The 26,546-nt window shown below is 68.7% G+C and carries 23 protein-coding genes and 1 pseudogene; 16 read left to right on the forward strand and 8 right to left on the reverse strand.

Annotation, left to right across the window (positions count from 1 at the left end; translation table 11 throughout):
• Window positions 1–4: 4 nt before the first annotated feature.
• Both AJAP_RS21450 and AJAP_RS21455 read right to left on the reverse strand, forming a co-directional pair.
• Complete coding sequence (locus AJAP_RS21450) at window positions 5–388, reverse strand: alpha/beta fold hydrolase (protein WP_051972542.1); 384 nt, start codon at window positions 386–388, stop codon at window positions 5–7.
• Complete coding sequence (locus AJAP_RS21455; RefSeq protein WP_038514590.1) at window positions 388–1,395, reverse strand: hydroxyacid dehydrogenase; 1,008 nt, start codon at window positions 1,393–1,395, stop codon at window positions 388–390. Before AJAP_RS21455 ends, AJAP_RS21450 begins: the two co-directional genes overlap by 1 nt.
• Window positions 1,396–1,577: 182 nt before the next feature.
• Here AJAP_RS21455 and AJAP_RS21460 point away from each other — a divergent pair, with 182 nt between their 5' ends.
• The 10 genes and pseudogenes from AJAP_RS21460 to AJAP_RS21505 all read left to right on the forward strand — a co-directional run bounded on the left by AJAP_RS21460 (window position 1,578) and on the right by AJAP_RS21505 (window position 12,633).
• Window positions 1,578–2,906, forward strand: a complete 1,329-nt coding sequence (locus AJAP_RS21460; RefSeq protein ID WP_038514592.1) for a sugar ABC transporter substrate-binding protein — start codon at window positions 1,578–1,580, stop codon at window positions 2,904–2,906.
• The gene (locus AJAP_RS21465; RefSeq protein WP_038514595.1) at window positions 2,903–3,859 is read left to right on the forward strand and encodes a carbohydrate ABC transporter permease; all 957 of its coding nucleotides are present in this window, start codon (window positions 2,903–2,905) and stop codon (window positions 3,857–3,859) included. Before AJAP_RS21460 ends, AJAP_RS21465 begins: the two co-directional genes overlap by 4 nt.
• Window positions 3,856–4,722: a carbohydrate ABC transporter permease gene (locus AJAP_RS21470; RefSeq protein WP_038514598.1), complete on the forward strand. Its 867-nt coding sequence runs from the start codon at window positions 3,856–3,858 to the stop codon at window positions 4,720–4,722. Before AJAP_RS21465 ends, AJAP_RS21470 begins: the two co-directional genes overlap by 4 nt.
• Before the next feature lie 25 nt (window positions 4,723–4,747).
• Window positions 4,748–6,052, forward strand: a pseudogene (locus AJAP_RS21475) (alpha-L-fucosidase); the annotation flags it as partial.
• Between the two features lie 13 nt (window positions 6,053–6,065).
• Window positions 6,066–7,508, forward strand: coding sequence for a polysaccharide lyase 6 family protein (locus AJAP_RS21480; protein ID WP_038514603.1), 1,443 nt, complete (start codon window positions 6,066–6,068; stop codon window positions 7,506–7,508).
• 83 nt (window positions 7,509–7,591) lie between these two features.
• Entirely contained in the window at window positions 7,592–8,629 is a 1,038-nt protein-coding gene (locus tag AJAP_RS21485; protein WP_038514604.1) for a LacI family DNA-binding transcriptional regulator, read from the forward strand.
• Complete coding sequence (locus tag AJAP_RS21490) at window positions 8,626–9,387, forward strand: sugar phosphate isomerase/epimerase family protein (protein ID WP_174492035.1); 762 nt, start codon at window positions 8,626–8,628, stop codon at window positions 9,385–9,387. The genes AJAP_RS21485 and AJAP_RS21490 overlap by 4 nt, the downstream gene beginning before the upstream one ends.
• Window positions 9,384–10,016, forward strand: coding sequence for an SGNH/GDSL hydrolase family protein (locus AJAP_RS21495; protein WP_038514607.1), 633 nt, complete (start codon window positions 9,384–9,386; stop codon window positions 10,014–10,016). Before AJAP_RS21490 ends, AJAP_RS21495 begins: the two co-directional genes overlap by 4 nt.
• Window positions 10,017–10,033: 17 nt before the next feature.
• On the forward strand, window positions 10,034–11,335 hold the full coding sequence (locus AJAP_RS21500; protein WP_038514609.1) for a protein kinase domain-containing protein: 1,302 nt from the start codon (window positions 10,034–10,036) through the stop codon (window positions 11,333–11,335).
• 59 nt (window positions 11,336–11,394) lie between these two features.
• Window positions 11,395–12,633: a cytochrome P450 gene (locus AJAP_RS21505; protein ID WP_051972543.1), complete on the forward strand. Its 1,239-nt coding sequence runs from the start codon at window positions 11,395–11,397 to the stop codon at window positions 12,631–12,633.
• Here AJAP_RS21505 and AJAP_RS21510 read toward each other — a convergent pair.
• The 3 genes from AJAP_RS21510 to AJAP_RS21520 form a co-directional block, all read right to left on the reverse strand.
• A complete protein-coding gene (locus AJAP_RS21510) occupies window positions 12,600–13,652 on the reverse strand; it encodes a LacI family DNA-binding transcriptional regulator (RefSeq protein WP_051972544.1) in 1,053 nt (350 codons plus the stop codon). The two genes, AJAP_RS21505 and AJAP_RS21510, sit on opposite strands and share 34 nt — an antisense overlap.
• Entirely contained in the window at window positions 13,653–14,297 is a 645-nt protein-coding gene (locus tag AJAP_RS21515; protein ID WP_038514615.1) for a flavodoxin family protein, read from the reverse strand.
• A 77-nt stretch (window positions 14,298–14,374) separates the two neighbouring features.
• Window positions 14,375–15,079: an alpha/beta fold hydrolase gene (locus AJAP_RS21520; RefSeq protein ID WP_038514618.1), complete on the reverse strand. Its 705-nt coding sequence runs from the start codon at window positions 15,077–15,079 to the stop codon at window positions 14,375–14,377.
• 126 nt (window positions 15,080–15,205) lie between these two features.
• Here AJAP_RS21520 and AJAP_RS21525 point away from each other — a divergent pair, with 126 nt between their 5' ends.
• From AJAP_RS21525 to AJAP_RS21540, 4 genes are all read left to right on the forward strand, one after another.
• Window positions 15,206–15,766, forward strand: coding sequence for a TetR/AcrR family transcriptional regulator (locus AJAP_RS21525; protein WP_038514621.1), 561 nt, complete (start codon window positions 15,206–15,208; stop codon window positions 15,764–15,766).
• 80 nt (window positions 15,767–15,846) lie between these two features.
• Window positions 15,847–17,430 carry an AMP-binding protein gene (locus AJAP_RS21530; protein ID WP_038514623.1) on the forward strand — a complete coding sequence of 528 codons (1,584 nt, stop codon included), beginning with the start codon at window positions 15,847–15,849 and terminating at the stop codon, window positions 17,428–17,430.
• 14 nt (window positions 17,431–17,444) lie between these two features.
• A complete protein-coding gene (locus tag AJAP_RS21535; RefSeq protein ID WP_038514625.1) occupies window positions 17,445–18,233 on the forward strand; it encodes a tyrosine-protein phosphatase in 789 nt (262 codons plus the stop codon).
• Between the two features lie 312 nt (window positions 18,234–18,545).
• Window positions 18,546–19,790, forward strand: a complete 1,245-nt coding sequence (locus tag AJAP_RS21540; RefSeq protein ID WP_038514628.1) for an HNH endonuclease signature motif containing protein — start codon at window positions 18,546–18,548, stop codon at window positions 19,788–19,790.
• Window positions 19,791–19,899: 109 nt separating this feature from the next.
• On the opposite strand, the gene AJAP_RS21545 is transcribed toward AJAP_RS21540, so the two are convergent.
• Together AJAP_RS21545 and AJAP_RS21550 are read right to left on the reverse strand one after the other, a co-directional pair.
• A complete protein-coding gene (locus AJAP_RS21545; protein WP_038514631.1) occupies window positions 19,900–21,177 on the reverse strand; it encodes an MFS transporter in 1,278 nt (425 codons plus the stop codon).
• Window positions 21,174–22,556: a M20 family metallopeptidase gene (locus AJAP_RS21550; protein ID WP_038514634.1), complete on the reverse strand. Its 1,383-nt coding sequence runs from the start codon at window positions 22,554–22,556 to the stop codon at window positions 21,174–21,176. Before AJAP_RS21550 ends, AJAP_RS21545 begins: the two co-directional genes overlap by 4 nt.
• Before the next feature lie 121 nt (window positions 22,557–22,677).
• Between AJAP_RS21550 and AJAP_RS21555 the strand changes: the two genes are divergently transcribed.
• The gene (locus AJAP_RS21555) at window positions 22,678–23,601 is read left to right on the forward strand and encodes a LysR family transcriptional regulator (RefSeq protein WP_038514635.1); all 924 of its coding nucleotides are present in this window, start codon (window positions 22,678–22,680) and stop codon (window positions 23,599–23,601) included.
• On the opposite strand, the gene AJAP_RS21560 is transcribed toward AJAP_RS21555, so the two are convergent.
• A complete protein-coding gene (locus AJAP_RS21560) occupies window positions 23,576–25,159 on the reverse strand; it encodes an FAD-binding oxidoreductase (RefSeq protein ID WP_038514637.1) in 1,584 nt (527 codons plus the stop codon). The genes AJAP_RS21555 and AJAP_RS21560 overlap by 26 nt on opposite strands.
• 63 nt (window positions 25,160–25,222) lie before the next feature.
• Here AJAP_RS21560 and AJAP_RS21565 point away from each other — a divergent pair, with 63 nt between their 5' ends.
• Window positions 25,223–26,296, forward strand: a complete 1,074-nt coding sequence (locus tag AJAP_RS21565) for a DUF6670 family protein (RefSeq protein WP_038514639.1) — start codon at window positions 25,223–25,225, stop codon at window positions 26,294–26,296.
• Window positions 26,297–26,546: the final 250 nt, after the last annotated feature.

Consider the following 26,546-nt stretch of genomic DNA (forward strand, 5'->3'; position numbering starts at 1 on the left):
CAGATTACGCCGGGCCGAGGAACTCTCCCGCCACCGCCGCGAACTCCTCCGGCCTGCTGCCGTGCACCCGATGCCCCGCGTCCTCGACGACCAGCCGCCGCACCCTCCCGGGCAGCCTCTGGGCGAGCAGCACGGCGACCCGGCCGCCCATCGAATGGCCGACCAGGTCCGCTTCGTCCCCGAGGAGCTCGGCGACGCCGTCGGCCATCGCGTCGAGCGAGTAGTTCTCGACGTGGGCGCTGTCGCCGTGCCCCGGCAGGTCGACGGCCACGACACGACGAGCCAGGCGACCGGCGAAATCGTCCCAAGTGCCCGTATTGCTGCCCAGGGCATGCAGCAGGACGACGGGCACCCCACCGGACGGGCCGGTCTCCCGGAAGGCGAGCATCAGGCCCGCAGATGCGCCCGGTCCGGCGCGACGGCATGCCGCAGCGGCTCCCCGAGGACGAACCGCCGCAGCTCACCGGCCACGAGTTCGCCCATCCGGGCACGCTCGGCGCCCAGCGCGCCTGCCAGATGCGGGGTGAGCACCACGTTCGGCAACGTGTACAGCGGCGAGTCCGGCTCCGGCGGTTCGGGCCAGGTGACGTCGAGGATCGCCGTGAGATCGGGACGTTCGGCCAGCACCGGGACGACCGACCGCTCGTCGACGACGGCGCCGCGGGCGGTGTTGATCAGGGTCGCGCCGATACCCATCCTGGCCACCAGCTCACCGTCGACCAGCCCTTCGGTCTCCGGGAGCAGCGGCGCGTGCAGGCTCACCACGGGACACGTGGCGAACAGTTCCTCCAGGCCCACCAGCCGCACGCCGAGGCCTTCGGCGGTCGCCGGGTCGACGACGGGGTCGCTCGCGAGCACTTCCACGTCGAAACCACGCAAATGCGACGCGACGAGAGCACCGATCTCGCCGAGGCCCAGCAGGCCGACGCGGGACCGGTAGGCGCCCGCGACCCGCGGATCCGGCGGATAGGCGCGCCGCTCCCGGATCTCGCGGGAGATGCGGTGCACCTGCTTGAGTCCTAAGAGGACCTGGGCCAGGGTGAACTCGGCGACCGGGACGGCGTTCGCGGCCGCGGCGGACACGATCGGCAGCTCGCGCGCCCAGAACTCGGGCGTGGTCAGCGGCCGGACCGAGCCGGCCGCGACGAGCACGGCCCGCAGGTCCCGCGCGTGTCCCAAAAGGACGGAGTCCAGCACCGGGGCACCCCAGCCGGACAGCAGGATCTCGACGCCTTCCAGTGCCGACGGGTCCTCCGCCAGCCGCTCTCGGGTGAGCGGCTCACGCAGGTCCACCAGCGTTTCGATCTCCTTCACCACGGCCTCGGGGTATACGTCGCCGCGGCGGCGTTCCTCCATCACGAGAAGTGCCGTCGGCCGGTGTTGCTGCTCGGTCATCCCTACCTCCGGCGGCGACCATACATCGGATGCTTAAGCCGGTCCACGCACGGCGAGTCTCGCGCAGAGGCAAACACGGGCGATTGAAATTCGTAATGATCGGACCATTGACCGGAGACCGGGAAAGCGCTTACCGTCCCCTCCGAGGTAGACAGCGTGGTCCACAGTGAACAGGAGAAGCGATGCGGAAATCGCGGTGGATCGGCGTGGGACTCACTGTCTCAGCGCTGGTCCTTTCGGGCTGCTCGGCAGGCCCCGCCGGAACGAACGTCGCGCAGGACACCAAGGCGCCGTTGGAACTGTGGACCCGGACGACCCCCGGCGGCGCCGGCGAACAGGCCACCAAGCGGCTCGCGGAAGCCTTCGAGAAGGCCACGGGATTCAAGGTGCAGGTCACCGCGATCTTCGACGACTTCGAGACGAAGCTCGCCCAGCGCGCCGCCCAGCGCGACCTGCCGGACATCGTGATGAACGACGTCACCCAGGTCGGCACACTGAAGAGCCAGGGTCTCGTGCGTGAGATCGAACAGGGCAAGATCAAGCACGCGTCGGAGCTCACCGAGCAGGCGCTGAAGTCCAACCAGACCCCGGACGGCAAGCTGTACGGCCTGCCCTACAGCGCGCAGGCTTCGGCGCTGCTGATCCGCAAGGACTGGCGCGAGAAGCTCGGCAAGGGCGTCCCGCAGAACTGGGCCGAACTGGCGGACCTCGCCAAGGCCTTCACCACCGGCGACCCCGACGGCAACGGGAAGAACGACACCGCGGGCCTGAACGCGACGCTGTCGACCAAGCGGGGTTACGCCTCCTGGTACTTCTCGAACTTCCTGTGGGCCGCGGGCGGCGACTTCATCACCGAAACCGGTGGCGGCAAGTACAAGCCGGCGATGAGCACCCCCGAATCCGTGGCCGCGGTGCAGTGGTTCCGCGACCTCGGTTGCAAGGACAACGTGATCCAGCCCGGTTCGGTCACCATGCCGACCCCGGCGACCAACGAGACCTTCGAAGCGGGCAAGGCCGGGATGTACGTCGTCGGCCCGTACCTGCTGCCGCGCTTCGACAAGTCGCTCGGCAAGGACAAGTACGAGGTCGTCCCGATGCCGAAGGGCGCCAAGAACGCCGACGTCCTCGCCGAGGGTCTGTCGATCTTCATGATGGCCGGTTCGCCGAACCAGGCGGGGCAGGACGCGTTCGGTGACTTCGCGATCTCGGCCGACGGCCAGAAGATCGGCATGGAAGGCGAGTCGGCCTTCATCGTGCAGCTCCCGGTGAACAAGAACGTCGACATCACCCAGGTCCGCTCCGACCCGCGGTGGAAGACCTACGCCGAGATCTACGCGAAGTCCGGCCACTACGCGCCGTCCATCCCGAACTGGACGCCGGTCCGCCAGGACACCGCCGACACGATCAGCGCGCTCGTCGCCGACTGCAAGCTCGATCTCAAGGCGGAACTGTCCAAACTCGACACCAAGCTCACCGCGACCTTGCAGCAACAGGGGATCAGCGCCTCATGACCGTAGATCACGCCAAGCCGGCGGCCGTCGGCGCGGACCGTCCCGCCGTGAAGCGGACGCCCGCGCCGAAGGCCCGCAGGCGCAGCGACCGCGACGGGAAGTGGTGGACGCCGTGGCTGTTCCTGGCCCCCGCCCTCATCCTGTTCGTGTACTTCAAGTTCATCCCGATGATCACCGCGGTGACGATGTCCTTCCAGGACGTCCAGCCGTACCTGGGCAACCAGTGGGTCGGCGGGCAGAACTACAGCACCGTCCTCGGTGACGAGGCGTTCCACTCCGCGATCTGGCACACCGTCGTGATCGCGGTCGGGCAGACCGCGGGGTCGATGATCATCGGCCTCGCGCTCGCCCTGCTGATGGAGGGCCAGAGCAAGCGGCTGAAGTTCCTGCGGTCGGCGGCCTTCCTCCCGGTGGTCGTGCCGATCGCGGTGGTCGCCGAGCTCTGGCGGATCATGTACCACCCGACCGAGGACGGGATGCTGAACTCCATCCTCGGCCTGGTCGGCCTTGGCCCGTCGGGATTCATCAACGATCCCGATTCGTCGATGATCTCGGTGATCATCACCGGGATCTGGCGCGGCGCCCCGTACGACATGATGATCTTCCTCGCCGGTTTGGCGGGTATCGACCGCGGCCTCTACGAAGCGGCCACTGTGGACGGTGCCTCCCGCTGGCGCAAGATCCTCCACGTGACGCTGCCGGGCCTGCGGTCGGTGTTCTCGATCCTGTTCGTCCTCGCGGCGATCCGCGGCCTGCGCGTGTTCACCGAGGTGTTCCTGCTGACCAACGGCGGGCCGAACGGCTCGACCGAGGTGGCGATGACCCTGATCTACAAACTCGGCCTGGAACAGAACCGGCTGGGCGTCGGTGCGGCGGGCGCGGTCCTGCTGTTCCTCGCGACGCTCGTGCTCACCCTGTTCGTCCAGGTGCTCCGACGGAGGCGAGACGCATGACCGCGGCCAACGATTCGGCGCTCGGCCTCGACGCCGTCAAATCGCCGGGCGGACGGATCCTGAAGTTCGTCCTGTACGCCCTGCTGCTCCTGGTGTTCGCCGGGCCGCTGCTGGCGCTGCTGGTCAGCGCGTTCAACGACGTCTCCGATCCGACGGCGTTGAGCGTCGTCCCGTCCAGCCCGACCCTGGACAACTTCGGCATCGCCTTCGACCTGGGCGTGGGGATGTATCTCCTCAACTCGTTCCTGGTGGTCGGCTTCGGCCTCCTGCTGCAAGTCGTCATCTCGGTGCTGGCAGGCTACGCGTTGGCGCGCAAGAAGTTCCGGTTCATGACCTTCGTGCTGGTCGCGATCCTGGCGACGCTGATGCTGCCGGAGGAGATCCTCGCGATCCCGCTGTCGCTGATCCTGTCGGATCTGCCGGTGGTGCACCTCAATCTGATCGGCAGCCTCGCCGGGATGATCGTGCCGCTGGGCGCGTGGGCGTTTTCGATCCTGGTGATGACCGAGTTCATGAAGGACGTCCCCCGCGAACTCGAAGAGGCCGCGCGGATCGACGGCGCCGGTGATCTGCGGATCTTCGCGCAGATCATCCTTCCGATGTGCAAGCCCGCACTCGGCGTGATCGGCGTCTTCGGCTTCACGATGATCTGGGACCAGTACCTGCTGCCGTTGCTGGTGTCGACCGACGCCTCGACCTACACCCTGCCGCTGGCCCTGCGGACCCTGCGGATCGACACGAACGTCACCCCCGGCGTGATCATGGCCGCGTCCCTGCTGGCGCTGCTCCCGTCGGTCGCCGCGTTCCTGTTCTTCCAGCGTTCGTTCGTCCGCGGCCTCGCCTCGGGCGCGCTCAAGGGCTGACCCACCATCTGCAAGGAGCGATCCTGAAGTGAGTTCCACCGCCTGGTTCACCCACGACCGGTTCGGGATGTTCGTCCACTGGGGACTGTATTCGCTGGCCGCCCGGCACGAATGGGTGCAGAACCACGAGAAGCTGACCGACGAGCAGTACCGGGTCTACTTCGACCACTTCGAGCCGGACAAGTACGACCCGCGGTCCTGGGCGCGGGCCGCGAAGGCCGCGGGCATGACCTACGTCGTGCTGACCACCAAGCACCACGACGGTTTCTGCCTGTGGGACAGCGACCTCACCGACTTCAAGGTGACGAACACGCCGTACGGCAAGGATCTGCTCGGCCCGTTCGTCGACGCGTGCCGTGAGGAAGGCCTGAAGGTCGGCTTCTACCACTCGCTGATCGACTGGCACCACCCGGCTTTCCCCGTCGACGGCACCCATCCCCGCCGTGACGACGCGGAGTACATCGCGGCGCACCAGTACGCCGACATCGCCGAGTACCGGCTCTATCTCCACGGTCAGGTGCGCGAACTGCTCACCCGCTTCGGCACGATCGACTACCTGTTCTTCGATTTCTCCTACAAGGGCCGCAAGGAATGGTGGGGCGGCAAGGGACCGGACGACTGGGACTCCCCCGGCCTGCTCGCGCTGGTCCGCGAACTGCAGCCCGGCATCCTGGTCAACGACCGCACCGGGATCCCAGGCGACTTCATCACCCCGGAGCAGTACCAGCCGTCCGGCCCGATGACCCGCGACGGTGTCCCCGTGGTGTGGGAGGCGTGCCAGACGCTGAACGGCAGCTGGGGTTACGACCGCGACAACCTCGACTACAAGAGCCCTGAGCTGCTCATCCGGATGCTGGTCGACGGCGTGTCCAAGGACGGCAACCTGCTGCTCAACGTCGGCCCGAACGGCCGGGGCGAGATCGACCCCCGCGCGCACGAGGTGCTCGCCGAGCTCGGCCGCTGGATGGACCGGCACGAACGCTCCATCCGCGGCTGCGGTCCCTCGGAGTTCACCGCGCCCGCCGACGGCCGCTACACCCAGCGCGGCGACCGGCTGTACCTGCACCTGTTCAGCTGGCCGATGAACCACGTCCACCTGCCCGGGCTCGCCGGGCGGGTGCGTTACGCCCACTTGCTCGACGACGCCTCGGAAATCCGGCAGGTGCACACGGATCCCGGGCAGACCGCGCAGAACACCCAGATGGGCGTGCAGCCGGAAGGCACGCTCACCCTGAAACTCCCCATCCGGAAACCGGACACCCCGGTCCCGGTGATCGAACTGTTCCTGAGCACGGAAAGCCCCGCCGCCGAAACCCGCCCCACCGATTGAGCACGGAGGCATCATGGATCGCAGAAGGTTCCTCAGCGGCGCCACCCTCGGCGCCGCGCTGATCACCGTCCCCTGGGTCACCGCGGGCACGGCGTCGGCCAAGCCGAAGCGGCTCTGCGCCCTGAACGTCGGTTCGCTGACCGAACTGCAGAACGCGATCAACCAGGCGGTCCCCGGCACCGTCATCACGGTGAACGACGGCGCGTACACCGTGCCGACGGGCAAACCGATCAGCATCAAGGGCAGGCGCGGCACGAAGGACCAGCCGATCACCATCGTCGCCCAGACCCGCGGCGGGGTGACGTTCAACGGCGAGCAGAGCTTCGTCTTCGACGACTCCACCGGCGTCACGCTCAGCGGGTTCAATTTCCGGCAGAGCACCACGCTGGAGATCCCGGCGAACTGCTCCCGGATCCGCCTGACCCGCAACGATCTCCAGTTCGCCGACCTCCCGGACCTGCACTGGGTGATGGTCCGCGCCGACTACAGCAAGATCGACCGCAACCACTTCCACCACAAGACGACGCTCGGTGTCATGCTCTGCATCGAGGGCGCGGACGACGACAAGATGGCGACCGGCGTCCACGTCGTGCGGAACTACTTCTCCGACCACACCTTCTCCGGCGACAACGGCGGCGAGCCGATCCGGCTCGGCGTCAGCCCGCGCGCGCTCAGCACCGCCGGTGCCACGGTGGAGTACAACCTGTTCGAACGCGCGAACGGCGACCCGGAGGCGATCTCGGTCAAGTCGTCGGGCAACTTCATCCGCAACAACACCATCCGGAACAGCCTCGGCGGCATCGTGCTGCGCCACGGCAACAAGACCGTCGTCGAATCCAACTTCATCCTCGGCGGCAAGGAAGGCATCCGGATCTACGGCAACGACCACAAGATCCTCAACAACTACGTCGCCGGGGTGTCCAGTACCGCGCTGGTCGTCGGCAGTGGCTCCGTCCGTGACCACTTCCCGGGTGAATCGAAGGAATCCCGGCGTGGCAACGACGCGGCGGACCGCGTGCTCATCGCGCACAACACGCTGCTGAACAACGGCGGCACACTCGCCGGCGAGACCAAACGGACGATCGAACCGCGCGACTGCACGATCTCGGACAACCTCTTCGTCAGCGGCAGCGGCGACCTGGTCGCGATGAGCACCACGGGCAACTTCACCTGGTCCGGCAACATCCTGTGGGGTTCGGGCGGGGACGGCAACATCCCGGCGGGCACCTTCCGCCGGGTCGACCCGAAGCTCGTGCAGGGCACCGACGGCGTCTCGCGGCTCGCCGCGGGCAGCCCGGCGATCGACGCGGCGACCCTCTCGACCGCGCCGGTCACGCTGGACATCGACGGTCAGTCCCGCGGCAGCCTGCGTGACGTCGGCGCCGACGAGTACTCGACGGCCGCCATCGCCAACCGGCCGCTCACCACCGCGGATGTCGGCCCCGCCGCTCCGTAGCGAGGCGGTCGACATCAGAGCCGGGCTCACGCCGGCGTCAGCCCACGCCGGCGTGAGCCCCACCGCACCACCGAGGAGGAACCATGGCGCAGCGTGCCGCGGGCTCGGCCACCCTGGCCGACGTCGCCCGCGAGGCCGGAGTGTCGCTCGCGACGGCGTCGAGGGCGCTCAACGGCGGGACCAGACAGGTCAGCGGCACCCTGCGCGAATCGGTGCTACGGGCCGCGGAACGCCTGCAGTACACGGCGAACGTGCCCGCGCAGGCGATGGCCCGCGGTCGCGGCAACGTCGTCGGGCTGCTGGTGCACGACATCGTCGACCCGTACTTCTCCTCGATCGCGTCCGGCGTCATGCGCGTGGCCGCCCGGCACGGGCTGACGGTCACCATCGCGAGCACCGAGAACCATCCGGAGAAGGAACTCGAGTACGTCACGACGCTGCGCGGGCAGCGGGCGCGAGCGGTCATCCTCGCCGGGTCGCGTAACGAAGACAGTGCCCTGCAACGGAATCTGACCAAGGAGCTCAAGGCGTTCGAGGCCGCCGACGGCCAGGTCGTGGTGATCGGGCAGCGGAAGCTCCCCTTCGACACGGTCATGCTGGAGAACCGCGCGGGAGCGGCGGACCTGGCCGAACGACTCGCCCTGCTCGGGCACCGCGACTTCCTCGTCCTCGCCGGGCCGTCCGGCCTGCTGACCTCCCGGGACCGGGTGCTGGGTTTCCGTGACGGCCTCGCCCGGCAAGGCGTCCCCTTGCCCGAGAACCACGTGCTGCGCGCGGACTTCACCCGCGACGGCGGCTACGCGGCGATGGTGCGGGCGATCGAGAACGGCTTCCGCGGCTGCGTGTTCGCGGTCAACGACGTGATGGCCGTCGGCGCGATGGCCGCCTGCCGCGACCGCGGGCTGCAGGTGCCCGCGCAGATCGCGATCGCCGGATTCGACGACATTATTACGTTGCGGGACATAAGGCCGTCGCTGTCCACTGTGCGCGTGCCGATCGAGCGCATGGGCGAACAGGCCCTCGACTTCATCCTCGACCACCGCGCGGACGGTCCCCGTGTCAAGCCGATCACCGGCGAGGTCGTGCTGCGGGAAAGCACTCAACCGTTGGAGGGAAAATGATCCGCCCGGGACTGTGTTCGGTGACGCTGCGACGGCTGGACGCCGACGAGGTCGCCTGTCGCGCCGAGAAGGCGGGACTGCAGGTGATCGAATGGGGTGCCGACGTCCATGTGCGCCCCGGTGACGACTGGGCGGCCGAGCGCGCGTTCGAGGCCATGGCACGGCACGGGCTGACCTGCGACTCCTACGGTTCCTACTTCCGCGCGACCCCGATGGAGGCCGGGAAGTTCGGCGAGATCGCCGCCACCGCGGTCCGGCTCGGTGCCTCGCGGATCCGGGTGTGGGCGGGGAAAGCGGGCTCCGAGGACGTCGACTCCTACGAGCGCGAGCAGATCGTCGCCGGGCTCCGCGAGGCCGCCGACGTCGCGAACGAACACGGTCTCGAAGTCGCGCTGGAGTTCCACGGCGGGACGCTGACCGACACCGCCGAATCGACCGTGCGGCTGCTCGAAGAGGTGGGCCGCGACAATCTCGGCACCTACTGGCAACCGCCGCAGGATCTGCCGGACGAGCAGGCGCTGGCGGGGCTGGAACTGGTACTCGACCAGGTCCGCGCGGTGCACGTGTTCTCGTGGTGGCCCAGCAACGAGCGGCATCCGCTGACCTTCCGGACGGAGCTCTGGACACGGGCCTTCGGTCTGCTCGCCAAGGCGGGGCGACCGCTCGACGCGTTGCTGGAATTCGTCCCGGACAACGACCCGGACCTGATCCCCGGCGAGGCCGACTCGCTGCGGAAGCTGATCGAGGCGGGCGCGTGAGGTTCACCGAGGCCGACCGCCTGCTGTTCGCCGGCGACTCCATCACCGATTCCAGCCGCGACCGCACCGATCCGGCGTCGCTCGGCAAGGGCTACGTCCGGCAGATCGCGGACCTCCTCGGCGACGGGCCGGAGGTGGTCAACCGCGGGATCAACGGCAACCGGATCTACGATCTCGAAGCCCGGTGGACCACCGACGTCCTCGCCGCGCGTCCCACGGTGCTGACGGTGAAGATCGGCATCAACGACACCTGGCGGACGTTCGACCGCGGCCTGCCGAGCCCGATCGAGAAGTTCCGCGCCGCCTACTCCCGGCTGCTGGCCGGCGCGCGGCAGCATCTCCCGGCCGAGTTGTACGTGATCACACCGTTCCTGCTGCCGGTGGAGCCTGAGCAGCAGGAGTGGGTCGCAGATCTCGCGCCCCGCATCGAAACCGCGATCGACGTGGCGACCGAGTTCGGCGCGCGGCTGATCCGTGCGGATCTGTTCATGCCGCGGGCGGCCGCCGAGCACGGGGCGGCGACGCTGGCCCCGGACGGCGTCCACCCCAGCCCGCTGGGACATCGCCTGCTCGCCGAAGCCTGGCTCGCGGCCGCCGGGGCGCCGGTCCAGGAGGCACGGCTCCCCTAGCGGATACAGTTGCGTCCGTGAACCGGGATGCCGTCATTGCCGGACGTTACCGGCTGGAACGCGAGGTCGGCCGGGGCTCGATGGGCGTGGTGTGGCGGGCGCGGGACGAGCGGCTCGACCGCACGGTGGCGCTCAAACAGATGCTGCCGGACTCCTCGCCGGACGGCGCGCCGTTCCGGTCGATCGTGCGCGCGATGCGGGAGGCCAGGGTCGCCGCACGGCTCAAGCATCCGCACGCCGTCACCGTGTACGACGTCGTGGAACAGGACGGAACCCCGTTCCTGGTCATGGAATACCTGCCGTCGCGGCCGCTGACGGACCTCCTCGCGGACGACGGTCCGCTCCCCGCCGGACGGGTGGCGGAACTCGGCGCGCGGATCGCCTCGGCGCTGGCCGCCGCGCACGAGGACGGGATCCTGCACCGCGACGTCACGCCCAACAACATCCTGATCACCGGCGACGGGAACGCGAAGATCGCCGATTTCGGCCTGTCCCACGCCACCGGTGAAGGGACCATGACCGGCGGCGGGCTCGTCGTCGGCACTCCCGCGTACCTCTCGCCCGAGGTCGCCGATGGTGAGGAACCCGGCTATCCGTCGGACGTGTTCTCACTCGGCTCGACGCTCTACACCGTGCTGGAGGGCGCGCCGCCGTTCGGCACCGACGCCAACCAGATCGCGCTCCTCAAACGGGTCGCTCGCGGCGAGATCGTCGCTCCGCGCACCACCGGCCCGCTCACGGACGTCCTGCTGCGCATGCTCCGGCGCGATCCCGCGGAGCGGCCGGACATGGCCGAGGCCGAACGGATGCTCACCGCCGTCGCCGACGGCCGTCCGGCGATCCTGGCCGGCACCAAACGGCTTCCCGCGCCCGCCCGCCGGTCGCGTTTGCCGCTCGCCGTCGCGGGCGGTGTCGTGGTGGCGGGTGGCGTCCTGACGGGGATCCTGCTGTTCGACGGTGACCCACCCGACGCCGTCGCCCCGGTGGCGGCGCCGTCCCCGCCGGCCGCGAAACCGGTGTGCGAAGCGCGTTACGAGATCGCCAACCGCTGGCCCGGCGGCTCGGAGATCCGCGTGTCGGTGCGCAACGCCCAGGACACCCGGCTCACCGGCTGGGAGGTCAGCTGGACAATGCCACCCGGAACCCGCATCGCCAATCTGTGGAACGGTTCCCTGGCGCAGGACGGCGACCGCGTGCGAGTGTCCGAAGTGGACTGGAACGCGGTACTGCCCGCCGGCGGGACGACCACGTTCGGCTTCATCGCGACCACCGAGGACGACGGCGGGGACGCCCCGGTCGCGGTGTGCCGGAGTTCCTGACCGAAATGTGACGCACTTCACGTCTGATTTGTCCGATTACCGGGGTCTCCCGCACCGGCATGCTGCGAGCGCGAAGTACTCGACAGCAAGGAGAACCCGTGGAAGACCGGCGATTTCCCATGGCGCGCGCGGAAGACCGCCCCTTCGACCCGGCACCGGAACTGACGCGACGGGCCGAAGAAGACCCGGTGTCGCGCGTCAAGCTCTGGGATGGCGGCACACCGTGGCTGATCACCCGATACGAGGACGTGCGGACGGTCTTGGCCGATCCCCGGGTCAGTGTCGACGCCACCTGTCCCGCCTTCCCGCACACCAACGCGGTGAGCAAGGCACGCGACACGACGATGAAGACGTTGATGCAGATGGACGCACCGGAACACACCGTCCAACGACGGCTGCTGAGCCCGGAATTCACGATCGAGAAGATGGCGGCCCTGCGGCCTCGGATCCAGCGGATCGTCGACGACCTCATCGACGGGATGCTCGACGGTCCCCAGCCGGTGGATCTGGTGGCGGCGTTCGCGTTGCCGGTCCCCACCCAGGTGATCTGCGAGCTGCTCGGCGTGCCCTACGCCGACCGCGGTTTCTTCCAGGGCGTGGCGCACACGCTCGTCATGGATGAGCCCGATCCAGGGAAGGCCGTGGCCGCCAGTGAGGATCTGAACGGCTACCTGGAACAGCTGGTGGTCCGCAAGAACGCCGAGCCCGGCGAGGACCTGCTCAGCACGCTGGCCGTCGAGCAGTTCAGGACCGGCGCGATGAACCCGCGCGAGATCGCCACCTTGGGCCAGCTCCTCCTGGTGGCCGGACACGACACCACCGCGAGCATGATCGCCTTGGGCACGGCCGTACTCCTGGCGAACCCGGATCAGCTCGACCTCGTCCGGGACGGCGATCCCGCGCGGGTGGCCGGCGCGGTGGAGGAACTCCTGCGCTACCTCTCCATCACCCACACCGAAGCGCGTCGCGTCGCGCGGGAGGATCTGGAGATCGGCGGCAGGCTCGTCCGCGCGGGCGAGGGCATCGTCGCGGTGAAGAGCACGGCCAACCGGGACCCGGCCGCCTTCCCGGATCCGGATTCCGTCGACGTGCGGCGCGAGGCCCGCCATCACGTCGCCTTCGGCCACGGCAGGCATGTGTGCCTCGGCGCGCCACTGGCCAGGGTGGAACTCCAGGTCGTCTACGGCACTCTCTTCCGCCGCATCCCGACGCTGAAATCAGCCATCCCGTTGGAAGAGCTGAAGTTCGACGAGAACGCGGTCTTCTACACCGTGCGGGAGCTACCCGTCACCTGGTGAGCCCGAGCGGTCGATTCCCGCGCGTTGAGCCGCACCGGAACCTCGATCCGGTGCGGCTCAACGCTGGACGCCGTTCCCTCGACGAGGTCCATCAACGCCGTGGCCGCGCGGCCGCCCACCTCACGCGGATGCACGAACATCCCGGTCACCTGCGGCGAAACGAGCCGGAGCGAACCACTGTCGACCGCGCTGCAGATCCCGAGCTCGCCGGGGACCGCGAGCCGTCGGCGGCGGGCCTCGTGCAGCACTCCGAGGGCGAGGTTCTCCGACGTCGTGAAGACGGCGTCCGGACCGATCCGCCGGTCGAGCAGCCTGCCCAACGCCTCCGCCGTTCCTTCGGTGGTCGGCGGCTCGTCGATCTCGGCCACCGCCGGCTCCCGCCCCCGGTCCCGCATCCAGCCGGTGTAGCCCGCCACCAGATCCGCCGCGTACGACCGGCGGGTGTCGGTGGTGATCATCGCCGGCCGCTCGTAACCGTTGTCCGCCAAGTGATCCAGCATCAGCCGGGCGGCCGCGACCAGGTCGTTGTCGACGACGACCGGCACCGGGCACGGCGCCGCCATCGGCCGTCCGACGGTCACCAGTGGGCGGTCACGGCACCAGCCGGACGCGAAGAAGGGCTCGTCCCCGCGGGGATCCACCAGGATCGCGCCGTCGACGGCGAAGGCGTTCAGCCGGTCGAGGTCGGCGTCCGTCGGAGCCAAAAGCAAGCCGTACGACCGTTTCGACGCGGCTTCGGCCGCTCCGTTGAGGACTTCGAGGAAGTAATCCGAATTGGGCACGAGCGCGCAGGCACTGCTCGCGTCGACCGAGTTCGCGAGCTGGATCGCGAGGGTGCGGCTGCGCCGGGTGACCAGCTGCTGCGCGTGCACACTCGCCTGATAGCCGAGCTCGGCCGCCGCCCGCGCGACGCGCTGCCGGGTCTGCTCGGAGATCCGTCCCTGCCCGCTGAGCACGTGGGACACGGTGGTGATCGAGACCCCCGCGGCGGCGGCGACGTCACGGATGGTCGGCGACACTCAGGCCTCCACAGGCGGTCCCCAGACGCGGTTCGGCCGGTGGGTGTCCAGCCGATAGTCGGTGACGTCGGCGTCGCCCAGCCTACGACCGAGGTCCTCCGCCGCCGCCAACGGCCGGGCGGGATCGCGCTCCACCTCACCCCGGCTGTTGCCGACGCCGACCACGATCCCGGCGAGGTCCTGGCGCAGGTACCGGGTGAGTTCCTGGAACTGGGCCTCGAGGCCGAGTGTCGCGCCGCGATAGCTCTCCTCGCAGGAGATCAGTACCGCGGCACGTTTGCCCATCAACCCCGGCACGACGTCGGCGGTATGCGGCGAACTGCCCGAGGTGTAACAGAAAAGCCGGTCGAAGAAGGATTTGAGCCGTCCGGTCATGCCGTACCAATGCAGCGGTGTCGCGTACACGATCGCGTCCGCCGGGAGCACACGATCGAACAGCAGGCGCTCGTAACCGTCCCCGATGCCGCAGGACCGGTCGCTCAGCCGGCAGTCGCGGCAGTCCCCCAGCGGCGACTCGACGAAATCGGAGAGCCGGGCGAAGTCGACCGTGTGCCCGGCTTCCTCCGCTCCTTTGCCCAAAGCCTGCGCGAGAGCCCAGGAGTTGCCTTCACGACGCGGGCTCGAATCGAGCACCAAGACCTTCACGTGGTTCTCCCCGGAGAGACTGCAAAAACGCTTTTGCAGTCTCTCCGGGGAGGGTTTCACATGTCAAGCGACCGAGGTCAGGCGACCTTGGCGGCCGCCGCGAGGATGACCTCCGCGACGACGTCCGGCCGCGAGACCGAGACGGCGTGCGAAGCGTCGACCCTGGTGACCTCCGAACCGGCACGGTCGGACATGAACGCCTGCGCGGCGGCGGGGATCGCGTGGTCCTGCTCGGCGATCAGCGCCCACGACGGCAGGTTCTTCCACGCCGGCTCGCCGTCGAACGGGGTGCCGAGTGCGCGCTCGGTGACCGGACGCTGGGTGACCGCCATGACGTCGGCGATCTCCGTGGGGACGTCGGCCGCGAACACGTCCGAGAAGTTCTCGGGCTTGATCGACAGCTCACCCTGGGAAGCCAGGACGTTCGTGGTGTCCGGGCCGAGCTTGCCGCCCTCGAACCGGCCGGACAGCTCGAACACGCTCTCCCCCGCCTCCGGCTGGAAGGCGGCGATGTAGACGAGCGCCTTGACGTTCGGCGCGGTGGTGGCCGCGCGGCTGATCACGACGCCGCCGTAGGAGTGCCCGGCCAGCACCACGGGGCCGTCCACACCGTTGACGACGTCGGCGACGTAGTCCGCGTCGGACTCGATCCCGCGCAGCGGGTTCGACGCCGCCAGCACTCGATAGCCCTGCTCACGCAGCTTCGGGACGACGCCGTTCCAGCTGGACGAGTCGGCGAAAGCACCGTGGACCAGGACGATGGTGGGCTTCTGGTTGCTCATTGCTGCTCCTTCAGAGCCAGAGAGAATGATCGGTCTTTCTGCCTCAACCATGCTGCCCTCGGATGCCTTCCGCAACGTGACGAAGGCGACCTGGTGGAATGACCGTTCTTTCTCTAGAGTTGAAAGATGCCGACTGTCGACCGGGACGTACACCCGAAGATCCGGCTGCTCGAGACAGCGTCGCGGCTCTTCTACGCCGAGGGCATCCATGCCGTCGGCGTGGAGCGCCTGGTCTCCGAAGCGGCCGTGACCAGGGCGACGTTCTACCGCCACTACCCCACCAAGGACGACCTCGTCGCCGCCTACCTGAGCACCACGAGCGAACGGATCCGCGCGGGTGTCGGCGCGGCGACGCAAGGGAAGCCCGCCCGCGAAGCACTGCTCGCCGCACTGGGCATCATCGGCGACCGGACGCTCGACGACGACTTCCGCGGTTGCCAGTTCCTCAACGCCGCCGCCGAATATCCCGATCCCGCACATCAGGTGCGGCAGGTCATCGACGACCACCGGAACTGGTTCTTCGGCGTGCTCCGCGACCTGGCGCGCGAGGAGGGTCATGCCGACCCCGACCACGCCGCCCGCACCCTCGTCCTCCTCCGCGACGGCGCGCTTCACGGCGGGAACCTCGACGACCCCGAGACCGTGCGGGCCACCCTGGCGCGGGCCGTGGCCGACGTCGTGGACTGAGCTTCATCGCGTCTTCTCGACGGTCGTAACAAGTGCTACCTTCGCGGGAGGGGGCACGGCCGGACCGAGGAGCGGCGACGATGAGGCTTTCTCCCAGCGCGCATGTCGACCCGTTCTGCCGCGACCGGCTGCCTCCCGCCGATCAGTGGCCGGAGTTCGTCTTCGCCCTGCCGGAACTCCGTTATCCCGACCGGCTGAACGCCGCGACCGCACTGCTCGACGACACCGTCGCGCGGTTCGGCCCGGGCCGGCCCTGTCTGCTCTCCCCCACGGAAACCTGGACGTACGGCGAAGTCCTGGCCCGCGCCAACCGTGTCGCCCACGTCCTGGTCACCGAATTCGGTGTGGTCCCCGGCGATCGCGTACTGCTGCGGGGTACCAACACGCCGTGGCTCGCGACGGTATGGCTCGCCGTGCTCAAGGCGGGCGCGGTGGCCGTCACGACCATGCCGATGCTGCGGCGGACCGAACTCGACAAGATCGTCGCCCGCGCGAAGCCCGCGCTCGCCGTCTGCGACGAGCGCCTCTTGGACGAACTCCCGCCCGATCTGCCCGTCGTGGCGTACGGAACGGAACTCGCCGCCCGCGCGGAACCGCATCCGGCGACGTTCGCCGACGTCCCGACCGCGGCCGACGACGTCGCCCTGCTGGCGTTCACGTCCGGCACGACGGGCTCCCCGAAAGCGACGATGCATTTCCATCGCGATCTGCTCGCGATCGCCGACACGTTCTCGCGGCATGTCGTGCGCCCGACGTCCGACGATCTCTTCTGTGGCACACCACCGCTGGCGTTCACCTTCGGCCTCGGCGGCCTGCTGGTCTTTCCCTTGCGCGCCGGGGCGGCGACGTTGCTCGTCGAACGCGCCACTCCGGCGGAACTCGCCGCCATCGTCGCCGAGAAGAGGGTCACGGTCCTCTTCACCGCTCCGACCGCGTACCGCGCGATCCTGAACGCCGGCGACGGCCGGCTGCTGGCCGGAGTACGGCGAGCCGTCTCCGCGGGCGAATCCCTTCCCGCTCCCGTGGCCGAGCAGTACCGGGAGATCGTCGGGCGGCCGCTCATCGACGGACTCGGCAGTACCGAAATGCTGCACGTGTTCATCTCCTCCGCCGACGACGACGCGCGCCCCGGCGCGACCGGCAAGGTCGTACCCGGCTACCAGGCGGCCGTTCTCGACATCGACGGCTCGCCTGTACCGGACGGCACGCCCGGGTTCCTGGCGGTACGCGGCCCCACCGGCTGCCGCTACCTCGAAGACCCGCGCCAGCGGGACTACGTCCGTGACGGCTGGAACTTCACCGGCGACACCTACGTGCGCGACGCCGACGGCTACTTCAGGTTCGTCGCGCGCAGCGACGACATGATCATCTCGTCGGGCTACAACATCGCCGCCCCGGAGGTCGAAGAGGTCCTGCTGACCCATCCGGACGTGGACGAATGCGCCGTGATCGGCACACCGGACCCGGATCGCGGTTCGGTCGTCACGGCGTTCGTCGTCCCGCGGCCCGGTATCGAGCCGGGCGCCGATCTGGTCCGGGCCCTGCAAGACCATGCGAAGGCGACCGCGGCGCCGTACAAGTACCCTCGGCGTGTGCGGTTCATCGAGGAGTTGCCGCGTAATGCGAGCGGGAAGCTTCAGCGGTATCTGTTGCGGGAATTGTGATCCACGCTCACGCCATGAACACGAGCAGAGTAGTGACCTGGAAAGGCTTCTACAACACCAGGGATCTTGGCGGCTTGCCGACCAGGTCGGGCTGTGCGACTCGCTACGGCGCCTTCTTCAGGGCAGCCGATCTTCGTTTCGTCACCGACGAAGGTTGGTCCCAGGCACGACAATCCGGTCTCCGGACCATTGTCGATCTGCGCAACGCCGACGAGATCCGGCCGGCGACGACAAAGTCCCCGACAGCGCTGGCGGGCTCCGGCCAGTTCGCCGCCGCCACCGCACGTGCGACCACACCGAACGGCTTCGACCGCATCGAAGTACCCCTCGACGACATCGAGGACACCGAGTTCTGGCAGCACATCAACAAGGAACGACTCAACGGCAGCCCGCTCTACTACCGTCCCTTCCTCGAACGGAAAGCCAGCCGATGCGCGGCCGTCATCACCGCGCTCGCCCAGTGCGGACCCGGCGGTGTCCTGTTCCACTGTGGCGCGGGCCGAGACCGCACCGGCCTGGTCACCCTCCTGCTGCTGGCGCTGGCCGACGTCCGCCCGGAGGCCATCGCAGCGGATTACGACCTGTCCACCGAGGCCCTGAAACCCTTGTTCGCCCTGATGGGCGCCGAGGACCAAGGACCGATCATCCAGTCCGCCCTCGCCGACCGCGGCACGACGACTCAAGCCGCCATCCTGAGCACCCTCGAGGGCCTTGACGTCGAGCGATATCTCCTCGCCGGCGGTGTCAGCAACACCGACCTCGACGGCATTCGCAAGAGACTTCTGGAATCACGCTACGACTAATTGTGACAACAGGTGCCAGGTGGCCAGGTGAACGTCGTCTATGGCCGCTGGGGCTAGAGGTGTTCGGATCTGGCCTGGATTGGTCGATCACGACAGGCTTTTCGGACGAGCAGACGATCAAGATCCTGCGGCGGTTGCAACGAACGCACGCCATCGTCTCGATGGTTGAGCGTTCTAGCGGCAATGACTGGACCAGTTATCTCCCGTAGATGCCAAATATCACCTGTCACCACACTAATCCACAAATTAGAACGATTTTCGAGAATCTATTTCACATTCGCACACTTGTTCGATGTACGGTATTCTTGTGGGGTGTCCGGACAACGTATCCTCGAACCGCCGCAGGAGTTGTGGCGTGCCGGTGCGCGGGAGCTGGCGCATGGTGTGGTGGAGCGGTTGTCGGTGGCGCGGCAGGCGTTGGCGGAGGTCGGGCAGTTCCTGGTCGAGATCGAGTCCCGGGGCCCGATGGAGTTGTTCGGGCACGGTTCGACCGCCGGTTGGTTTTCCGAGACCGCGCGGGTCAGCCCGAAAGAAGCCGGTGACACGGTGGCCCGCGCTCTGGCGTTGAACGAGAGCCGGAATCTGGACGGGACCCCGGCCCCGGCGTTCGCGCCGATCGCCGGTGCCGCCGCGGCGGAGGGCGACTTGGGGCATCAGCAGCTGGATCCGATCCTCGCGGTGCTGAAGAAGATCCCGGCCGAAGTCTCGGCCGATGACCGGACCGGCGCCGAACAGATCCTGGTCACCTTGGCCCGCCACGCCGGGCCGCAGGAGATCGCCAACGTCGGCGCGGAACTCTTGGCACATATGGACCCCGATGGGAACGAGCCCAAGGACGAGGACCTGAAACCCCCGTCACGCGAGGTGCATCTGCACAAGCGTGACGACGGGTGGTGGCGGCTCAACGGCCTCCTCGACCCGGAATTCGGGGCCCGCGCGAACGCCCTGTTCGAAACCTGGGGGCAGCGAAGACCCGTCGACGAGGACGGCAACCGCGACCCCCGCACCCCAGGCGAACGCCATGGGGACGCACTGTTCGACGCGATCCACTATGCGATGACCAACGACAAAGCCCCCACCCTCTCCGGAGACCGCACCACCGTCGTGGTCACCATCCCCCTAGAGACTCTGACCTCGGGGCTGGGGGCGGCCTGCGTGGACGGGGTCGCGCAGATCACCGCCCGGCACGCCCGCATGCTGGCCTGCGACGCCAAAATCATCCCCGCCATCCTCGGCAGCGAAAGCGAACCCCTCGACATCGGCCGCGCCGCCCGCAGCGTCACCCCCGCCCAACGACGCGCCTTGAACCTGCGCGACCACGGATGCGCATTCCCCGGCTGCCGACGAAGACCCAAACACTGCGAAGCCCACCACATCCTCCCGTGGGGACAGCTCGGCGACACCGACCTCAACAACCTCTGCCTGCTCTGCCGCTACCACCACATGGTCATCCACGGCCAATCCGGCTGGACAGTCCACATCACCAACGGACGACCCGAATTCATCCCACCGCAATACCTCGACCCGCTCCAAACACCCCGCCACAACCACCGCTGAACCCGAGGAAGCCCGCCGACCAACTTGGCGACGGGCCCCTCGGCATGCCCGGGCACGGCACCCGGTTACGCCCTGAAGAATGCGATCCCCGAGCAGAACTGACCACCATTCACCGGATCCCGCGCCGTCGATTCGCCGCGACCAGCGCGACAATACTGAGCGACGCGGTCGCCAAAAGGTAATAGCCGGGCGAAACCGGCGATCCGGTGGCCGCGATCATCGCGGTCGCGATGGTCGGCGTGAATCCGCCGAAGATCCCGACGGTGGCGTTGTAGGCGAACGAAAGCCCTGTCGCCCTGGTGTGGGCCGGGAAGACGTCGGCCATCACCGAAGGAAGCGCGCCGAAGTAGGTCGCCTTCAACAGTCCCAGGATCGTCATCGTCACCGTGAGAGTCAGGAACGACGGCGAGGTGGTGACCCACAGGTACAGCGGCACCACGCCGGCCCCGATCACCGCCGCCGCCCCGATCATGATCCGGATGCGGCCGTGCCGGTCGGTGAGCAGTCCGACGATCGGCGTCACGACGGTCAGGATGGCCGCGGTGATCATCAGAGCGACGAACGACAGCGAGTCGTCCAGGCCGAGATTCTTGATCGCGAACGTCGGCAGCGACTGCAGGATGAAGTTCAGCGAGGTCGAGACGACCAGCGCTCCCCCGGCGATCAGCAGACCGCCCCAATGGAACCGGAACAGCGTCCGGACGGGCGTCGACGTCGGCTGTTTCCCTTGAGCGGCTTCGGGTTCGTCGACGTGACGCCGGATGTAGTAGCCGACCGGGCCGACGAGCAGCCCGAAGACGAACGGGATCCGCCAGCCCCACGACGTCATCGCGTCGGCGCTGAGGGAAGCGGTCAGCCCGGCGGCGAACCCGGCGGACATCAGCGTCGCGAAACCCTGGCTGGCGAACTGGAAGCTACCGAGGAAGCCTTTGCGGCGATCGTCCTGTTCGATCAGGAACGACGTGGCCGCCCCGAATTCCCCGCCCGCGGCGAATCCCTGGATCAGCCGCGCGACGATCACGCCGACCGGCGCGAGGAAACCGATCGTCGCGTATCCCGGCATCACCGCGAGCAGGAACGTCCCGATGACCATCAGCCAGATGGTCAGTACCAGTGCCTTCTTGCGGCCGAACCGGTCGGCGTAGGCGCCGAGCACCAGACCGCCGAGCGGGCGCACGAGGAACGTGATGCCGAAGACGGCGTACGCCTGGACGAGCTGCACGGCGGCGTTCCCGCCGGGGAAGAAGGTCTTGCCGATGTAGGCCGCCATCAGCGCGTACACGCCGAGGTCGAACCATTCGAGCGCGTTGCCGATGGTCGCCGCGGCGATCGCACGCCGCGTCGACGACGGCGTACGGGGCTTGGCCACCGTCTGGTCGGTCGTCATGCCTCCTCCCCGCGCCGTCCGAGCGCGTGGAACAGCGCCGTGGCGAGGACGAGCCCTTCCCGGGCGATCGGCGCGAGCAGGTGTTCGTCGGGCGCGTGCTGCAGGCACCCGGGATAGGAGTGCGGCAGCCACAACGTCGGGAGGCCGAGCAGGTCGGTGAACACATGGTTCGGCAATCCCCCGCCGAAGCTCGGCAGGATCGCCGTCCGCTGCTCGGAAACCTCGTCGAGCACGCTCTTCGCCCAGCCGACCCACGGGTCGTCGACAGGCGTGCGACTGGCGACGAAGCTGCCCTCCGCGGTCACGTCGACCATCGAAAACCCTTTCGCGGCAAGATGTTTCGTGATCGCCTCGCCCACGCCGTCGACGTCGGTCCCCGCGACGTAGCGCAGCTGCAGCATCGCCCGGGCGCGGCCAGGGATCGCGTTGACCGGGCGGTCGATGTCGGCCGCGCCGAGCGAAAGGACTTCGAGCGTGTTCCAGCCGTACAGCCGCTCGGCCGCGGTCAGGCCGGTGTCGCCCCAGCCGTCGTCCAGCGCCGGATCCCCCGGTTTGTTCCCGATCTCGAGGCCGGCGAGCGCCGCACGGACGCTGTCGGGGAGCTCGGGCGGCAGGAGTTCCGGCACTTGGACGCGGCCGTGCCCGTCGACGAGAGAGGCGATCGCCCCGGCGAGGGTGGTGGCCGGATTACGCAGGACACCACCCCAGTTCCCCGAATGGTAGGCGTCAGGCCGGAGATCGACGTCGAGCGCGATCCGGACGCTGCCCCGCGCACCGAGGAACAGCGTCGGCGTCGCCGCGTCCAGACGCGGACCGTCGGACGCGATGAGGACGTCGGCGCTCAGCGCCTCCCGGTTCGCCTCGACGAACTCGTCGAGCCCGGGCGAGCCGATCTCCTCCCCGGTCTCGAACAGGAACTTGACGTTGAAACCGAGCGAGCCCGTTTCGGCGAGGAGGAGCCTGAGCGCGGTCAGGTTGACCAGGTGCTGTCCCTTGTTGTCCGCCGAGCCGCGGCCGTACCAGCGCTCGCCGTCGGCGGTCAGCGTCCACGGGTCCCGGCCCTCGCTCCACCGGCCTTCGTGCCCGTCGACGACGTCGGCGTGGCCGTAGCACAAGAGGGTCGGCAGCTCCGGGCGCTCGATACGGGTGCCGATCAGGAACGGGCCGCCGTCCGGGTCGGGGTTCGGGTAAGTCTCCACGGAGCAGCCGAGCGCGGTCAGCGCCGGGGTCAGCACCTCGTCCAGGTATGCCTTGATGGCAACGCGGCCGCTCGGATGGTCGCTCACCGTCGGATATCGGACGAGCTCGGCGAGTTCGGCGAAGAACGCGCCGGAGTCGACGTGCTCGTGGGCCTTCGTGACCAGTTCCGCTGGGATCACCGCGTTGTCTCCCGATTCGCTCGTCGAGTGTCGCAGAGGAGCGTAAGTCGGTTTGCGTACCCTGACCATTGCCGTTTACCGTGCTCCGCGTTCTCATTGCGGCAAACCTGCGGAGCCCCTGATGCGACTACTGCCGATCGCGCTGACGTACTTCCTCGAAGTCGCCCGCACCGGTTCGGTATCCGAGGCGGCGACGGAACTGACGGTGGCCCCCTCGGCCATCAGCCGTCAGATCGCCAAACTCGAAGCGGGCATCGGGGTTCCACTGTTCGTCCGGCATCCGCGGGGCATGGTGCCGACCGAGGCCGGGACCCGGCTGCTGGACCACGTCCGGCGCAGCGAGGCCGAATCCGCCGTTCTCGTCGACGAACTCCGCACCGGCCGCGGGCTGCACGCCCGGTCCCTGACGGTCGCCTGTTCCGAGGGGTTCGCACGCCGTGTGGTCCCGCAGGCCATCGCCGCGTTCCGGCGCGATCACGACGTCTCGTTCCACATCGACGTGGTGACCAGGGACGAGGCGACGCGCCGCGTCCTCGAAGGCGCGGCCGACGTCGCTGTCACGTTCGCGACCGGGCCTCAGCACGGCGTGCGCGTCGAGAGTGCCGTCGTGGTCCCGGTCTACGCGATCGTCCCGCTCGATCATCCGCTGACCAGCCGTGACGCCGTCGGGCTCGCCGAACTGTGCGAGCATCCGCTCGCGCTGCCGGCGCCGGGGCAGAGCCTGCGCGACCTGTTCGACATCGCCGCGCGGATCGAGAATCTCACGGCGCATCCGGTGCTGGAGTGCAACGAACTGAGCCCGAAGTACGAGTTCGTCCGCTGCGGCGGCGGGATCGCCCTGGTCGGCGGGCTGGGTGACATCGAGCAGGACGCGGCCACCGAAGGGGTCGCCTACGTGCTGCTTGACAACGCCGTGTTCCGCAAACGCGAAGCCCAGGTGCAGACCATGGCGGGGCGGACGTTGTCCTTGGCCGCCATGCGGTTCACCACGCTGCTGACGTCGTTCGTCCGCCCTCCGGTCAGCCGATCAGCACTCCCGGATTGAGGATTCCCGCCGGGTCGAGCGCCGTCTTGGCGGCGGTGATCGCGACGGCGAAGGGGTCGGGACGCTGCCGGTCGTACCAGGGCCGGTGATCGCGGCCGACGGCGTGGTGATGGGTGATCGTGCCGCCGTGGCCCGCGATCGCCTCGGAGACGGCGGTCTTGATCTCGTCCCACTGGGCGACCGTGCTCCCCCAGCGCCCGGCGGCGTAGATCCCGTAATAGGGCGCGGGTCCATCGGGGTACACGTGGCTGAATCGGCACGTGACGACACCCGCGCCGCCGCACACCTCGTCGATCGCGGCACGGGCCGCCGAGGTGATCGCGTCGTGGAACTCCGGGAAGCCGTCCCACGTGCACGCGGTTTCGAAGGTCTCCACGATCAGCGAGCGGCGGGCCAGCGCGTCGCGTTGATAGGGCATCCGCAAGAAGGACGACCGCCAGGCCGATGCGCTGTCCTGTCCGGCGGAATCCTTGCTGCGCCGGGCTTTCACGACACCGCCGTGGCCCGCGGTCAGTTCGAGCGCACGGTCGAGCCAGGTGTCGACCGGGTGATCGGCGGATTCGAACGCGACCAGCAGGAGGCCGCCGCCCACACTCGCGCCCGCGTTGATGAACGCCTCCGCAGGGTCGAGCAGACGGCAGTTCGACGGGTACAGCCCGGACTGCGCGATCGCACGGGTGGCGGCGACGGCGTCTTCCTGCCGTTCGAAGGCGACGGACGCGGTCACCTGCCAGACCGGCCGGTCCTGCAGCCGCATCCAGGCTTCGGTGATCACGCCGAGCGTGCCCTCGGAGCCGAGGAACATCCGGTCCGGCGAGGGGCCGGCGCCCGATCCCGGCAGGCGCCGCGATTCGCTGATCCCGGCGGGCGTGACGACGCGCAGCGATTCGGTGAGATCGTCGATATGTGTGGCGAGGGTGGCGAAATGCCCGCCTGCGCGCGTGGCGAGCCAGCCGCCGAGCGTCGAATGGGCGAACGACTGCGGGAAATGCCGCAGGGTCAGCCCCAGCGGGCGAAGCCGGTCTTCCAGCGCGGGCCCGAAGATCCCGGCCTGGATCCGCGCCGCGCGGCTGACCGTGTCCACTTCGAGCACCTCGCCGAGACCGGCCAGATCCATCGAGACCGCGGGGCCGTCGAACCGCGGTTCGACCCCGCCGACCACGGAACTGCCGCCACCGTAAGGAATCAGCGGGATCCCGGAGGCCGTGCACCAGTCCAGGAGGTCGACGACGTCCTGTTCCGTACGCGGGCGGGCGACCAGATCCGGGACGTGGTCGAGCCGCCCGAGCAGATTGCGGACGATGTCGCGGAACGCCTTGCCGCGTGCGTGGGACAACCGATCGACCGCTCGGTCATTGCACAACGCGGCGAGCGTCGCGGGCGGCCGGATCCTCGGCGCCGGGAGGTCGAGATCCGCGGGGTCCGGCGGCGCGTGGTCGGTGAAGTCGTGGCCGGGCAGCACACCCGAGGTGCGGGCGACCAGCGCGTCGGACTCTTCCTTGGACAGTTCGCCGTCGGTGGTGCCCCAGCCCCACCACGAACGCTCCTCGGCCGGCATCGTCGCCTCCGTTCGATCTGACTCTCTAGTAAGTTACTCATCAGTCAGTTACCGTGTCAACGCATGGAGCACCGCACCGCCGGGCTGCTGCGGAAAGCCGCCCCCGTTCTGGTCGACCGGATCCTGCCCCGGCTGGATCACCGCATCGAGGGATCACGGCGCCCGTTCAGCCGCCCCGGACTCCTACGCCCGCACGTGGATTCACGGACCTGGGCGTGGACGCACTACGGCGTCTTCGTGCCGCGGCTGCCAGCGCCGTTGCGCTACCTCAACACCATGACCTTCATCGGCGCCACCGGCACGGTGTGCTTCGACAACGACTACCTCGCCCGGCCGGACGCCCGCCGCACCGCCACGGTCCTGTCCTCGACCGCCGCACCGGGACACCATCACTACCGCGCCTACGACACCCGGACGGATTGCCGGTTCGCCGCCGACGGGTCACGTCTTGCCTGGGGCGAGGATCTGGTCATCGAGGCGGACCATCCGGAGTACCGCCTGCGCGCGGATTACGGCGGCTTCGGCGCGGATCTCGCGATCACCACGACGCCGCAGGTCTCGTACTTCGTGCGGACGCCGATCTACGACCATCTCAGCCTGCTGGCGACCTATCGCGGGACCGTCACCGACGGAGCCGGACGTGTCGAAGTCGATGGTCTCTGCACCGTCGAATACGCGCGATGCGTTACGCCGCAAGCACTCTTCCGCAACCCGGTGTCGCCACGCTGGAAGCTGCCGGTCGATTTCTTCACCTACCACGTGATCAACCTCGACGAGCGCACCCAGCTGCTGCTCACCGACGTCCGCGCGGCGGGCGCGACCGCCTGCCGGCTGGCGCACCTGCGCACTCTGGGCGGTTCGGCGACGGTGTTCCAGGACGTCTCGGTCGAAGTGACTCCCCGCGAGGAGCCCGAGATCGACCCGCAGGGACGCGCGATGCGTGTTCCGCGAGCATTCCGCTGGACCGTGCGGGACGGCGACGAGGAGGTCGCCGTGCTCGACGGGACCGTGGACACGCCGCTGCGCTACGGGCATGGGCGCGGTTACGTGGGCGCGTACTCGTTCGAGGGCGCGTTCAGGAGCCGGGCGGTTTCGGGGACCGGGTATTTCGAGTGGGTGGACTGCGAAGACCGCTAACGTGCGTCTTCGTGACGGCCGCTCCCAAGACACTCCCTTGGATCGCGGTTGTGAGCCCTTCCCGGCGAACTCGTCTGGGCCCCTTCCTGGACCACGCCCAAGGTCGCCCGTTCGCCTGGATCAACGACGAGGGTCCGTGAAGGCCTCCTTGAGGGACCCAGGGTCCCTCAAGGAGGCCTTCACGGACCGAACCTGGAGCCCGCCGCCCCTGACACACCGGACAGCTCTCCCGCCCACGACCGATTCGACG

The organism is Amycolatopsis japonica (assembly GCF_000732925.1).
GTDB lineage: Bacteria > Actinomycetota > Actinomycetes > Mycobacteriales > Pseudonocardiaceae > Amycolatopsis > Amycolatopsis japonica.

Bases quoted from the DNA above. Each gene is read 5' to 3' on its own strand.
- AJAP_RS21450 (WP_051972542.1), bottom strand. From the start codon at position 388: ATGCTCGCCTTCCGGGAGACCGGCCCGTCCGGTGGGGTGCCCGTCGTC.
- AJAP_RS21455 (WP_038514590.1), bottom strand. From the start codon at position 1,395: ATGACCGAGCAGCAACACCGGCCGACGGCACTTCTCGTGATGGAGGAA.
- AJAP_RS21460 (WP_038514592.1), top strand. From the start codon at position 1,578: ATGCGGAAATCGCGGTGGATCGGCGTGGGACTCACTGTCTCAGCGCTG.
- AJAP_RS21465 (WP_038514595.1), top strand. From the start codon at position 2,903: ATGACCGTAGATCACGCCAAGCCGGCGGCCGTCGGCGCGGACCGTCCC.
- AJAP_RS21470 (WP_038514598.1), top strand. From the start codon at position 3,856: ATGACCGCGGCCAACGATTCGGCGCTCGGCCTCGACGCCGTCAAATCG.
- AJAP_RS21480 (WP_038514603.1), top strand. From the start codon at position 6,066: ATGGATCGCAGAAGGTTCCTCAGCGGCGCCACCCTCGGCGCCGCGCTG.
- AJAP_RS21485 (WP_038514604.1), top strand. From the start codon at position 7,592: ATGGCGCAGCGTGCCGCGGGCTCGGCCACCCTGGCCGACGTCGCCCGC.
- AJAP_RS21490 (WP_174492035.1), top strand. From the start codon at position 8,626: ATGATCCGCCCGGGACTGTGTTCGGTGACGCTGCGACGGCTGGACGCC.
- AJAP_RS21505 (WP_051972543.1), top strand. From the start codon at position 11,395: ATGCTGCGAGCGCGAAGTACTCGACAGCAAGGAGAACCCGTGGAAGAC.
- AJAP_RS21520 (WP_038514618.1), bottom strand. From the start codon at position 15,079: ATGAGCAACCAGAAGCCCACCATCGTCCTGGTCCACGGTGCTTTCGCC.
- AJAP_RS21525 (WP_038514621.1), top strand. From the start codon at position 15,206: ATGCCGACTGTCGACCGGGACGTACACCCGAAGATCCGGCTGCTCGAG.
- AJAP_RS21530 (WP_038514623.1), top strand. From the start codon at position 15,847: ATGAGGCTTTCTCCCAGCGCGCATGTCGACCCGTTCTGCCGCGACCGG.
- AJAP_RS21535 (WP_038514625.1), top strand. From the start codon at position 17,445: ATGAACACGAGCAGAGTAGTGACCTGGAAAGGCTTCTACAACACCAGG.
- AJAP_RS21545 (WP_038514631.1), bottom strand. From the start codon at position 21,177: ATGACGACCGACCAGACGGTGGCCAAGCCCCGTACGCCGTCGTCGACG.
- AJAP_RS21555 (WP_038514635.1), top strand. From the start codon at position 22,678: ATGCGACTACTGCCGATCGCGCTGACGTACTTCCTCGAAGTCGCCCGC.
- AJAP_RS21560 (WP_038514637.1), bottom strand. From the start codon at position 25,159: ATGCCGGCCGAGGAGCGTTCGTGGTGGGGCTGGGGCACCACCGACGGC.
- AJAP_RS21565 (WP_038514639.1), top strand. From the start codon at position 25,223: ATGGAGCACCGCACCGCCGGGCTGCTGCGGAAAGCCGCCCCCGTTCTG.